Here is a 12,279-nt window from a genome sequence, read left to right on the forward strand (position 1 = left end):
GAAAGGTACCTAATGTCTAAACTAATTCTTATCCGCCACGGAGAAAGCACCTCAAATCGCGACAATATTTTTACCGGCTGGAACGATGTTCTGCTAACCGAAAAAGGAATTGCGCAGGCAATTTCTGCCGGACAGAAGATCAAAAATAGTCAGATTCAATTTAGTGAAATCCATACATCTGTTCTCGCGCGGGCAATTCAAACCGCCAATATAATTGCCGATACGATTGACCAAAGTTATTTGCCGCTTTATAAAAGCTGGCGCTTAAATGAACGTCACTATGGCGCACTGAAAGGAATTAATAAAGATCGTGCACGGGAAATTTATGGCGCAAATCAAGTTGCTTTATGGCGGCGTAATTTTGCTGCGACACCTCCACTTTTAACCAATCCTGACTTTGATCGAAGATACCAAAACGTTCCAAAAGATAGTTTGCCGCTTGGCGAGAGCCTTGCTACTTCCTTAACACGCGTATTAGTCTACTATGAAGACATAATTGCCCCAAAATTAAGAACTAATCAAGATTTGCTGTTAGTTGCTCACGGTTCGACAATTCGCGTTTTAATCAAAAATTTTGATCAAATTAGCGGCTCTGAACTAGATGGAGTTAAAGTTGCCAACGGATCTCCGATTGTTTACGAGTTTGATCATGCTTTGAATGTCACGAAGAAGTTCTCACTTTAAAAAATTGAAAAAATAAACGCTGATGAAATATTTTGTCTCTCATCAGCGTTTTTATTTACGTATAACCAATCATCATAGTCCCGCCACGTCCGTCAAAGTAAAAGTTATCTTCGACTGATATTTCCCGCTTGCTGGAACAAGGCGCGGATTTAGCTTGATCTTCAAATTCCATGGCAAGCTCCAATTGTCTTGAAACAATAGCCCAGGAACTTGTTGTTCGCCCAGCACGGTTGGAGTTGCACTTAGAGGATGATCACCCGCAGTGTCTGTATAGATCAAAGGATCTGAGGCAATTACTAGCCCGCTATTATTCTTGAATCTTGTTGCCTCCGCTTCCAAGTGCCACTTCTTGTGCTTACGGATATTTCTCGTATCAGTAACCTCAACATTTTGATTTGCACTTGTAGCGATAAATTCTGAAGATTTCAGCTCGTGTCTACCAAACTCAATTGAACTTGGAACCGTCATCGTACACCGTCCTGTCTGATCCCAAACGTAAGTTCTCACTGTCGTACTCGTTTGTGAATCGCTGATGATCTGAGCAGCAATTCTTACTGCCCCTTTAGCGTCATGATCGCTTCCTGTACCGACTTCCCGCCACTGAGGATCAGTACAATAATACGTCTCGCCCCCATCACTAATTTGATCCTGAATATTAGGATTTGGTAGACCTGTCGTGGCTGAGAGCTTTGTTTCGGCTCCAAGCGTTAGCTTCCACAATCTATTAGTTCCACTCAACATTTGATCAGTGCTGGCACCATTCTTTACTTTGAAGTTAGTCAGATCAAGCGTTTTAAGGTTATTACAATTCTGAAAGATCGAACTATAATCAGTCACATTGCTGGTATCGATAGCTGTCAACCCATCAATAGAAGTCGCTGAACTTAAATCAGCAAACAGATTCTTTAAAGATCCCGTTGCTGTAACGCCTGGCTTCATTACAACTTTAGTGATTTCACTTGCCCGATTGTGCCACGGCCACATTAAGTTAGTGTTATCTACTGCTCCATTTAGTTCATGAGGAAATATTGTGAGAGCTTTAGTAGTTGGATCAATTGACCACCACAAATAATCACTCAAACTTATAGTCTTTACATCCGACACGTTATTGGCATTATCGACTGCTACAATATGAAGATATTTTCCTGCACCATCAGCGCGATCAATATTTAATGACGCTTGATCATCACTCGATGAATTAGGATTAAGATTAATGTTAGTGACCTCACCCGTTACAGAATTTTTATTTATCGATGGCATACCCAAAGGATCATCATCTATCTGGTAAACATAACCTTTTAAACCACTTTTTAATAACACCTTAACCAAATCGGAAATTTTAGTTGTAAGAAGAGTTTTAGCTTTCACTCGATAAAGATACTCAACTCCATTGTCACTTGTATTAATATTTAAATTAAGTCGATCGCTATCTTGTGATACAAAACCTATTTCAGGTATATCAGGGGCAGCATCATCTTTTACCGTCCGGTCAACCCCTTTAGTCGTTGTATTTAAGGTACTTGTATGATAAGTCATATTAGCAATAATTTTAGCTTCATCAGGCGTACATGCACCTGTCGTATGACCTGTTTGGATCATCGCGTAATTATTTTTGCTTACTAAATACCAATTATCGTCACCAATGATGTTTCCATTCTGGTCATAGGCATAATGAGTAGTTCCAGAGTTAGGGAAAGTCACCGTTCCAGGAGAAAACTGCATCCAGCGAGTAGCACCGCTTGTGTAATCAAAATATTGCATAACGCTGTGAGCTGGGCTTATTTTATAAATTTTAGTTGGGTCTAATTCATAAGGGTATTGATTCAACAAACCAACGGTTGAAAATGATACTCTATTTGTTCCCATAGCATGGTCAGCAATTGCAATGTCTGTTGTAGATCCACCATTAGCTAAAACTTCATTTCGAAGTTGTAAGCCTATTTTATTTGCAAATTTATTAAAATAAGGGTGTGCTGGATTGGGTTCACAAACTAAGGTATCATGACCAAAAATTAATGATCTTCCACTCCTGCCAAAAGCCTCAACTTTTAACTGAGAGTCAGCGGTCAAATCAGTAATTACCGGCTGCCCGCCACCATTACTATCGGCAGAACCAAAATAAATCCCATCAAAAGCATATTTACCTGTGCCATCTTTCATATATCCATCAGGATTTTTGTTAAATTCTGCCAAAGAAACGGGAGTGACATCAATTAGCCCCATTGATACTGGCTGTCCAGTATTCGGATCTATTTGATTAAACCAAGTTTTAAGAAAATTACCATTTGGCGGGTAAACATTTAATATTTTTATGTGTTTACCATAATTTGTAGGCGGGACCACCCAAGTATAGCCATCAGTCGTTCGCTCAACAATGTATCCATCGTCAACATCAGATACTGCATCCCAAGATAAGGAAACATAACCATTATTACCCGAAAAGTTACTCTCTGCGCTAAGACGGAAAACTCCATTATTTACAACAGTGGAGGATTCACGAGGACGAAGCAAGCTATTTCCAAAGGAGTCAGCTAAATGCCCCCCCCTGAAATCGTTTACACCTACAACATTATCCGGAAATTCAGCTCCGCGGCTGCTTGTTTTATTATTTAAAGCAAATCCAAAAGTCCAAACACTAAGTAAACCTACTAACAAATATCCAATTCTTTTTAATCGTTTCATGATCACCTTATCCTATGAAATTAAGCAACTTTTGTTTCTTTCAGTATATCAGATTATCATTCAGATTATATTTGAAAATCGAAAAAAATTATACACAGATAATCAAAAATCCCCCTGAAATTAACGATTAAATCGTTTTTCAGAGGGATTAATTTTAAAACAATTATTTAAGAGTTACAGTTGCGCCAACTTCTTCTAATTGTTCCTTAATCTTGTTAGCTTCTTCTTCAGTTGCGCCTTCTTTAACGATTGAAGGAGCACCATCAACAAGACCTTTAGATTCTTTCAAGCCTTGGCCTGTGATTTCGCGAACAGCCTTGATAACTTTAACTTTTTCTTGGCCTGCTTCTGTTAACTCAACATCAAATGAGTCCTTAGCAGCACCGTCGCCGCCGCCAGCACCACCAGCTGCAGCTACAGGAGCTGCGGCAGTTACGCCAAATTCTTCTTCAATACTCTTAACTAAATCATTTAATTCAAGGATTGATGCACCCTTGAGTTGTTCAATAATTCCTGCTACATCTAAAGCCATTATTATAATTCCTCCGTTAATTTTTATTTATTCTGCGCTAGGAGTCTCTGCTCCTGCATCTTCACCGTTAGCTGCTTTTTGTTCAGAAACAGCTTTAACAGCATATGCAACATTGCGAACTGGTGCCTGTAATACAGAAAGTAACATCGAAAGAAGTCCCTCTCTGCTTGGCATCGTTGCTAGTTGGTTAATTTCTTCAATGGAAGAAACTTTACCATCGATATAACCGCCCTTAATTTCTAAGGCTTCAGCAGTTTTTGCAAAATTAGCTAAAACTTTTGCTGGTGCGATAATATCTTCATTTGAGAAGGCTACAGCCGTTGGACCCTTGAAAAGATCATCGATACCTTCATAACCAGTCTCATCAGCGGCTCTTTTCAAGTAAGTATTCTTGATTACTTCATAGTGAACGTCAGCTTTTCTTAGTTCCGTACGAAGCTGAGTATCTTGTTCAACCGTTAAGCCACGATAATCAACGACAATAACTGCCTTTGCAGCTTTAAACTGTTCAACGACTTGGGAAATAGCTTTTCCCTTTTTCTCTAAAATCGCTTCACTCGCCAAATGTATTTCCTCCTTTTTTTATTTTGGTAATTATCTGCAAAAAAAGTGAAGCCGAAGCTCCACTTATTTTAATAAATCGAACTTCCTCGGCAGGGTATTAAGGCTAACGCCACCTGAGTCTTCGGCAGAAAAATCACTCTCATTTATTGTAACTTATTTTTTTGAATTAACAAGTTTTAAATTGTTGAAGCATCAACCTTAATGCCAGGGCCCATTGTTGAATGAACTGAAACACTCTTCATGTAAATTCCTTTAGCAGAAGAAGGTTTTGCTCTTAAAATTGCTTCATTAAGTGCTTTAAAGTTTTCACTTAACTTATCAGCATCGAATGAAACTTTACCAATTGGTACAGAAATAATTCCTTGACGATCAACACGATAGTTAACCTGACCAGCTTTAACATTTTCGACAGCTTTTTTAACATCAGCTGTAACTGTGCCAGTCTTAGGGTTAGGCATCAAACCGCGAGGTCCTAAAATCTTACCTAACTGACCAACTTTAGCCATCATTTGCGGTGTTGCAACAACAACATCAAAATCCATGTAGCCGTCTTTAACTTTTTGAAGTAAATCATCATCACCGACTTCATCAGCACCAGCTGCTTCTGCTTCACGAGCTTGATCTCCTGTTGCAAAAACAATTACTTTCTTAGTTTTACCAGTACCATTTGGTAATACTAGTGCACCTCTGATATTTTGATCAGCTTGCTTTGGATCTACTGAAAGATTGTATGCAACCTGAACTGATGAATCAAATTTTGTGTAAGATGTTTCTTTTACTAATTTAATTGCTTCTTCAGCAGTGTAAGTTTTACCTTTTTCAATGCTTTCTAAAGCCTTTTTGTAATTCTTTCCTCTTTTTGCCATTATATCCTCCTTGCTGTGGTTAAACGAGTATTAACTCTTCCACTTGCCTGCCTTTTAGTCTTCAACCGTAATTCCCATTGAACGGGCAGTACCTTCGACCATGCGCATAGCTGCTTCAATATCAGCTGCGTTTAAGTCTTGCATTTTGGTTTCGGCAATTTGTTTAACTTGGTCACGTTTAACTGTTGCCACTTTGTTGGTATTTGGTTCACCAGAGCCCTTTTCAATCTTAGCTGCCTTCTTTAAAAGAATAGCAGCAGGTGGTGTCTTAGTGATGAAATCAAAAGAACGATCTTCATAAACTGTAATCACAACTGGAATGATCATTCCAGCCTGATCAGCCGTCCGAGCGTTAAAATCTTTTGTAAATCCAACAATATTAACTCCGGCTTGACCCAAAGCAGGTCCAACTGGAGGAGCAGGTGTAGCTTTACCTGCTGGTATTTGCAATTTAACTACGTTTGCAACTTTTTTTGCCACGGTAATTACCTCCTTATCCGTGTGTGGTTTAATGATCAGAAGATTTGATCTCCCACTGTATGAAAACATACAGTTTAAATGATAACACACCTCTTAGATACTTCAAGTTAATTTAAGCGGCAAAATTTCTTCATTCAAAATTTTCAGCTGATATTTCCCACTGAATCGATTAGTTAGTTGCTCCGAAAATCCTGCAGTTTCAGTTTTTTTCAGTTGAATTTTAACGGTAACTACCTCTGAGTACTCCTCATCTAGGGTAACAATCTCAGCTTGATTCAAAAAATACTTAAGTGCGTCATGATCACTATATTCAACTTTAATTTCAGCGACTACGAAATAATCGTAAACTGCAAGTTCAGCGTTAGAAAGTGCCTCTGTTACACCTTTGCCATAAGCTCTAATTAAGCCGCCTGCTCCCAACTTGATTCCGCCAAAATAGCGCGTAACCGTCGCCAAAATATTAGTCAGTTCGTTTTTCTGTAAAGCATTTAGAATTGGGGCTCCAGCGGTGCCTTGCGGTTCACCGTTATCAGAGGACTTCATCTTTTCAATTTCTTCATTAAGAATATAAGCGTACGCAACATGAGTTGCTTCCCGATTTTCAATCTGAACTATCTTTAAAGCGTCCCCTACTTCCGATTCATTACTAACAAAAAAGAGGTCGCCAATAAAGCGGGACTTCTTAATAGTAAACTCACCACTTGCTCGTTTGGTCGCTAAACTTTTATAAGGAATTTTTTGCATTCTTCTGTCTCAAACGAATCTCCCGAAAGAACTTTTTCATGATCTCTTGACACTCTGTTTCTAAGACGTTGCCCTCATAAGTGACATGATGATTGAATTTCGGATTATCTAAAATTCGCTCTAAACTTACTACCGCTCCCGCTTTTGGGTCAAGAGCGCCAAAAACTACCCGCTTAATCCGGCTATTAATTAAAGCCCCCGCACACATCGGACATGGCTCAATTGTGACAAAAAGTTCACAGTCAATCAAACGCCAATATCCAATTTTCTTGCAAGCATTGCTGATTGCAATCATTTCAGCGTGGTGAAGTGCATTTTCATTAATCTCTCTTTGGTTATAACCGCGCCCGATCACTTTGCCATTTAAGACAACGACGGCACCGATGGGCACTTCAGCTTGACTGCGAGCAATCTCTGCTTGCTCCAAAGCTTTTCGCATCCAAAATTCATCCTGCATGCTGTGACCTTAAAATATAGTAACCTTTATTACGTTTTAAAATTTCGCAGTTACCAAAAACTTCCGCCATTTTCTCCTTAATTGTTGGCTCACCTTGTTTGCGCTGAACGACCAAAATTAACTGACCACTCGGCTGAAGATGCTTAAAACTATCCTCAATCAGTTGATTAATTACTGATTTACCTGCTCGAATCGGCGGATTGGTTAAAATTAAATCAAAATTGTCAGTAATTTCCGTAAATAAATCTGACTTGACCAAGTTAATTCGATCTTGACCGTTGGTAGAAAAATTTTTCTTCGCAAGCCCGATTGCCCGTTCATTGACCTCGCTTGCAGTAACCTCTGCTTGTGGATAATTAGTTGCTGCAAAAAGCGCAATCGGTCCATATCCAGTTCCTAAATCTAAAACCGAATTTGGTGCTAGATTTAATTTATCAACTGTATCGATCAAAGTCCTAGTTCCAAAATCTACGTATTTTTTGGAGAAAACTCCATTATTTGAATAAAATTGATAGTTTATCCCTGCTAACTCACACTTAAACGTTGTCTCATCATCTTTAGAAGTGGGAGTTTCATCAAAATATTGTTCGTTTTTCATAACTACATTTTACCAAAAATTTCATCCTAAACTTCTGAAAGCGTTTTGTTTTTTGAATTTTGTAGTAAAATTAAGATGTTAATTATACGATGGAGGAAACATATTTATGAAAGTAGCAGTAATTGGATGTACTCACGCGGGAACATTTTCCGCCCAAGAAATTTTGACGCAACACCCCGACGCACAAGTGACAGTTTATGAAAGAAACGACAATCTATCATTTCTGTCATGCGGCATCGCTCTTTGGGTCGGCAACAATGTCTCTGATCCGAAAAAGATGTTCTATTCAAGCCCAGAAGCTCTAACCAAACTCGGAGCTACAATGAAGATGGAGCACGACGTAACTGATGTTGATCTTGATCAAAAAACTGTTACCGCTACAAATTTAAAAACGGGCGAAACCAAAACCGAAGCTTTTGATAAAATCGTCATTACAACTGGTTCAAAACCCGTAGTTCCAAACTTGCCAGGAATTCATGGCGACAAAGTTTACCAATGTAAGAATTGGAACGACGCTAACCGAATTAAAGAAGCTTCCGAAAAAATTTCCAGTGCAGTTGTAATCGGTGCTGGTTACATTGGAGCTGAAATCGCTGAACAGCTGTCTTTAATCAACAAAGAAGTTACTTTGATTGACGGTTTAGATCGGGTTTTGGCTAATAACTTTGACCAAAAAGTTACTGACCGAATTGAAGATGAATACCGTAATCACGGCGTTAAATTAGCTCTTGGCGAAATGGTGAAAAGTTTTAATGAAGAAAACGATCAAGTAACCGTCGAAACTGACAAAGGCTCCTACACTGCAGATATTGCTGTCCTTGCGATTGGCTTCTTGCCAAGGACTGACCTATTTACTGATAAGCTCGACATGCTGCCAAATGGCGCCATCATTACTAACGAGTACATGGAAACCAGCAAAAAAGACGTCTTTGCCGCTGGTGATGCTAGTTCTGTATTTTATAATCCAACTGGCAAGGCCGACTACATTCCTTTAGCAACTAATGCCGTTCGCCAGGGAATTCTCGTCGGAAATAACATTGAAAAACCCACCGTTAAATACCTCGGAACACAAGCAACGTCCGCGGTTGAACTTTACGGATATGCTTTAGCTGCTAGTGGGTTAAATGCAATGGGCGCCAAAAAACGAGGAGTCGAAATTGAAGAAGTTTCAATTGAGCCAGATTATCGACCTGACTTTATGCCGACGACAACCAAGGTTCTTTGTACCTTGGTATGGGATCCTACTAACCGCCAAGTTCTAGGAGGGTCATTTATGGCAAAACACGATATTTCTCAAGCAGCCAACGTCATTTCCCTTGCGATTCAAAGTAAAATGACAATTGATGATTTGGCAATGGTTGACTTTTTCTTCCAGCCAAACTTTGATCAGCCAATCAACTATATTGGAGCAGTTGCAAGCGCGGCTTGTGCAAAATCGAGTAGCAAATAGCTAGGCTATCAACTACATGAACGAGTATGGCTAAGAAAAGCAAAAAATTGAATTCTAAGAATTATTATCGTTGAATAACGATCCATCTAACACAAAGATAGAGAAACTTGCGATTGGCAATTTTAATTTTTTGCGTCTGAATCCGCTAATTATTTTTACAAAAATGACGTTGCAAATACCCTTAGCAGGATGACAATCCTAGAGAATATCTTCCTTTTTTTGCAATTCAAGTTATCGAAATTTTCTGATGAACAAGATCAATTAATCAGTATTTTTAAAGGCTCATAAGCGACCCTCGACGGAGGATTAGAAAAAGCGTAACGATTGCTTTTCAGATAATTGGTGAAGACGATTTTAGAGTATTAGAAAATGTCAACAATTGGATCAGCCTATATTAGTTCTCAAGAAAGAACATCTGAAGAATTCAAAGCCCTAAAAAAAGGTTTCTGTTTCTTAATAAATACTCCCAAAAAGAAGATCAAGTTGTTATAAGTATAAAAATCAAATTTGGTCAAAGCCAGATAAAAGACCTGTGAACTTTCACCGCCTAGATATCGCACCATAAAAAAATAAAAACTGCAATCAAGAATTGTGGTTTTTATTTTGGTTTCGTTCGATGTTCTCGCAGAAAATTCAGGTTTTTATTATTTTTTTTCGAAATTAGAGCGACATTGCAACTTTTAAAAGTTATTATATGATTAACGTAAACTAGAGGTGAAAAACATGGATAATTTTGAAAACAATAATAACTTTCCAAATAATGTTCCAAAAAGACAAAATGATATCCCAATGAACCAACAAGATGATTCTCAAAACGAGATTCAAGTTCCAATGGAAGAAAAGAAAAAAAAGCCATTTTACAAAAAATGGTGGATTTGGCTTATTATCGTACTCGTAATTGCAGCAATTGTAACGGTTACGTTTTTGATGCTCTATAACAAAAAAGATAGCTCAGAAATGTCCACACAAAAAAACAATTCGTCCGTTTCTTCTTCCGTTAAAATGAAAAACAAGAGCAAGAAAGATCGTGAAAACAAAAAAAACTCATCATCTGGAGCCAACACCCAACCAAATTCCAGCGCGGCATCCGGCAATAAATCTACTAGTAACGCAGCTGTTGGCAAGACTGGCAGTGCCTTAGAAGTGTTTAACAGTATTTTGATTGGTGACACTGCTACTAACGGTAATGGTGGAGTCTCAGAGGCCGAATTGCAAGCAAAACTGGGTAATCCTCAGAAGACTGAAGAACTGACTTACGAAGGAAAAAGTGCTAAGAAAGAGACTTGGGGCTCAGTTGTCGGACTCACTCAGGGAAGCGGTACGATGGTAATCTTGGTCCAAGACGGCGATGCTTATCGAGCAGTTTCTAAAACGAGTGTTGGAATTTCTGGCGATCCAAAGAAGGCTGAATTTACTTTAGATCAATACAATCAACTACAAATTGCTAATTTAAGCTCTGAACAAGCGGTTCAAACCTTAGGGCAACCTAACGCAATGACAACTTCACTGATAAACGGCACTAATTTTACTTCTTATACTTGGAATACCAGCGTAAAAGGCGAAAAAGATGCATTTTTCACAATCGCATTTACTAATAACATCGCAACTACTAAGGACCAACAAGGTCTAAAATAGCTCCTAAACAATCAGCTAAATAATTTCACTTTCTTAGATTTACAATATTATCAAAAATCAAATTAGGAGCACAAATGTTATACGAAGCATGTATTGAAAATTTATCAGATTTAAACGAAGTGATCAGCCGCGGTGCAAAAAGAATTGAACTTTGTGACAATCTAGCTGTTGGTGGGACAACTGTTAGCCACGGAGTGATGAAATACGCTCTCTCCATTGCACACGAACGACAGGTCAGCGTCGCTACAATCATTCGTCCCCGAGGTGGCGATTTTGTATATAACGATATTGAAATTAATGCAATGGAAGACGACATCTTCCAAGCTCAGCAACTAGGAGCCGATGCCGTAGTCTTCGGGACTTTGACTGCTGAAGGCAAAATCGATTATCCTACCATGGAACAATTAATCGCCGCTGCGAGTGGAATGGAATGCGTGATGCATATGGCTTTTGATCACATCGCAGGTGATAAAATTGCTGCAATCACTGAGCTAAAAGAACTCGGGATTGACCGAATCCTTACCCATGGTGGTCTCACGTCTACTAAGATCGAAGATAATCTAAGCCAAATTCAAAGCTATATCTTGGCTGCCAACGGAGAAATTCAAATTCTACCAGGTGGCGGAATTACTACTCTCAATCGCGACCTAGTCGCTGAGAAAACTAATGCTAATCAACTACATGGGACAAAAATTGTCTAACAAATCATTTAAATCACGCGGTAATGGGGCCGAAATCGTGATTTTTTTTTGCGTAAAAGGATGAGTGAACTCTAGTCTTTGACAATGAAGCGCCTGCCGATCAATAAGTAAACGATCCCCGCCGTAAAGTTCATCGCCATAAATCGGATGCTCAATCGCACTCAAGTGCGCTCGAATTTGGTGTGTTCTCCCAGTAAATAATCGGACGTTTAAAGCCGTTGCCTCTTGGTAATTCTGAGCCACTTTCACCAAAGTAATTGAGCTTTTACCTTGATCACTAATTACTCGCCGTAAGAAGAACTCCGGTGAACGACCTAGTGGCAACATCAATAAAAGATCTTGTTCAATTTGTCCCTTCACCACGGCAAAATATTCCTTGTCAACCCCGTGACCCGATTTATCTTTAAAAAATAGACTATGTGAGAGTGAATTTTTCGCAAACAAAATTACTCCGCTTGTATCACTATCAAGCCGAGTGATTAAGTGAATCGGAAAATCCTCCCCTGTCGTTTCATAAAGATAGTTTTTTACGCGACTTGCCACGTTATCGAGATCATCTCCTCTTTTAGGAATGGACGGCAAAAACGGCGGTTTATTGACCGCCAGGAAATAATTGTCTTCATAAATTACCTCGATCGGTTTAGCAATTCGCACAATATTACTTGAACTTGCCAAATCAGGAATTGTAATCGTGAGCTGGTCATTAATCTGGAGGCGATAATCACTTCTTTGCGATAAACCATTAACCACAATCTCACCGCCTTGATACTTAATTCTCTTTAAAATGCGACGTGAAATCCCCTGACTTCGTAAATATTTCGAAATTTTTTCGCCCTGCGATTTTTCTTCAATTAGATAATTTAATTTCATTTTCCAAAAAAACTCA

13 protein-coding genes and 1 other annotated feature are annotated in these 12,279 nt (G+C 38.9%); of the genes, 4 read left to right on the forward strand and 9 right to left on the reverse strand.

From position 1 onward, the window contains the following. The first annotated feature begins 12 nt into the window (after window positions 1-12). Window positions 13-684, forward strand: coding sequence for a 2,3-bisphosphoglycerate-dependent phosphoglycerate mutase (locus R8495_RS07295; RefSeq protein ID WP_317634817.1), 672 nt, complete (start codon window positions 13-15; stop codon window positions 682-684). A gap of 72 nt (window positions 685-756) precedes the next feature. Here R8495_RS07295 and R8495_RS07300 read toward each other — a convergent pair whose 3' ends face one another. The 8 genes from R8495_RS07300 to R8495_RS07335 form a co-directional block, all read right to left on the reverse strand. Beyond that, window positions 757-3,366 carry a DUF5057 domain-containing protein gene (locus R8495_RS07300; protein ID WP_317634818.1) on the reverse strand — a complete coding sequence of 870 codons (2,610 nt, stop codon included), beginning with the start codon at window positions 3,364-3,366 and terminating at the stop codon, window positions 757-759. Between the two features lie 163 nt (window positions 3,367-3,529). After that, window positions 3,530-3,898, reverse strand: coding sequence for a 50S ribosomal protein L7/L12 (gene rplL, locus R8495_RS07305; protein ID WP_317634819.1), 369 nt, complete (start codon window positions 3,896-3,898; stop codon window positions 3,530-3,532). A 27-nt stretch (window positions 3,899-3,925) separates the two neighbouring features. Next, window positions 3,926-4,462: a 50S ribosomal protein L10 gene (gene rplJ / locus R8495_RS07310; protein ID WP_317634820.1), complete on the reverse strand. Its 537-nt coding sequence runs from the start codon at window positions 4,460-4,462 to the stop codon at window positions 3,926-3,928. Window positions 4,463-4,490: 28 nt separating this feature from the next. After that, window positions 4,491-4,605, reverse strand: a sequence feature (ribosomal protein L10 leader region). 33 nt (window positions 4,606-4,638) lie between these two features. Then, window positions 4,639-5,328 carry a 50S ribosomal protein L1 gene (rplA, locus tag R8495_RS07315; protein WP_317634821.1) on the reverse strand — a complete coding sequence of 230 codons (690 nt, stop codon included), beginning with the start codon at window positions 5,326-5,328 and terminating at the stop codon, window positions 4,639-4,641. Between the two features lie 54 nt (window positions 5,329-5,382). Further along, complete coding sequence (gene rplK, locus R8495_RS07320; RefSeq protein WP_317634822.1) at window positions 5,383-5,808, reverse strand: 50S ribosomal protein L11; 426 nt, start codon at window positions 5,806-5,808, stop codon at window positions 5,383-5,385. 102 nt (window positions 5,809-5,910) lie between these two features. Beyond that, window positions 5,911-6,552, reverse strand: a complete 642-nt coding sequence (locus R8495_RS07325) for a YigZ family protein (RefSeq protein ID WP_317634823.1) — start codon at window positions 6,550-6,552, stop codon at window positions 5,911-5,913. Then, window positions 6,533-6,991, reverse strand: coding sequence for a tRNA adenosine(34) deaminase TadA (gene tadA, locus R8495_RS07330; protein WP_317634824.1), 459 nt, complete (start codon window positions 6,989-6,991; stop codon window positions 6,533-6,535). The genes R8495_RS07325 and tadA overlap by 20 nt, the downstream gene beginning before the upstream one ends. A gap of 7 nt (window positions 6,992-6,998) precedes the next feature. Then, window positions 6,999-7,607 (reverse strand): class I SAM-dependent methyltransferase, encoded by a 609-nt coding sequence (locus R8495_RS07335; RefSeq protein WP_317634825.1) that lies wholly within the window; start codon window positions 7,605-7,607, stop codon window positions 6,999-7,001. 106 nt (window positions 7,608-7,713) lie between these two features. Between R8495_RS07335 and R8495_RS07340 the strand changes: the two genes are divergently transcribed. From R8495_RS07340 to R8495_RS07350, 3 genes are all read left to right on the forward strand, one after another. Then, window positions 7,714-9,057: an FAD-dependent oxidoreductase gene (locus R8495_RS07340; RefSeq protein ID WP_317634826.1), complete on the forward strand. Its 1,344-nt coding sequence runs from the start codon at window positions 7,714-7,716 to the stop codon at window positions 9,055-9,057. A 723-nt stretch (window positions 9,058-9,780) separates the two neighbouring features. Further along, a complete protein-coding gene (locus R8495_RS07345) occupies window positions 9,781-10,692 on the forward strand; it encodes a DUF3862 domain-containing protein (RefSeq protein WP_317634827.1) in 912 nt (303 codons plus the stop codon). Between the two features lie 74 nt (window positions 10,693-10,766). Continuing rightward, window positions 10,767-11,393: a copper homeostasis protein CutC gene (locus R8495_RS07350; RefSeq protein ID WP_317634828.1), complete on the forward strand. Its 627-nt coding sequence runs from the start codon at window positions 10,767-10,769 to the stop codon at window positions 11,391-11,393. On the opposite strand, the gene R8495_RS07355 is transcribed toward R8495_RS07350, so the two are convergent. Next, a complete protein-coding gene (locus R8495_RS07355) occupies window positions 11,370-12,263 on the reverse strand; it encodes an RluA family pseudouridine synthase (RefSeq protein ID WP_317634829.1) in 894 nt (297 codons plus the stop codon). The genes R8495_RS07350 and R8495_RS07355 overlap by 24 nt on opposite strands. Window positions 12,264-12,279 lie beyond the last annotated feature (16 nt).

Origin of the sequence: Xylocopilactobacillus apicola (genome assembly GCF_033095985.1) — a bacterium.
Classification (GTDB): domain Bacteria; phylum Bacillota; class Bacilli; order Lactobacillales; family Lactobacillaceae; genus Xylocopilactobacillus; species Xylocopilactobacillus apicola.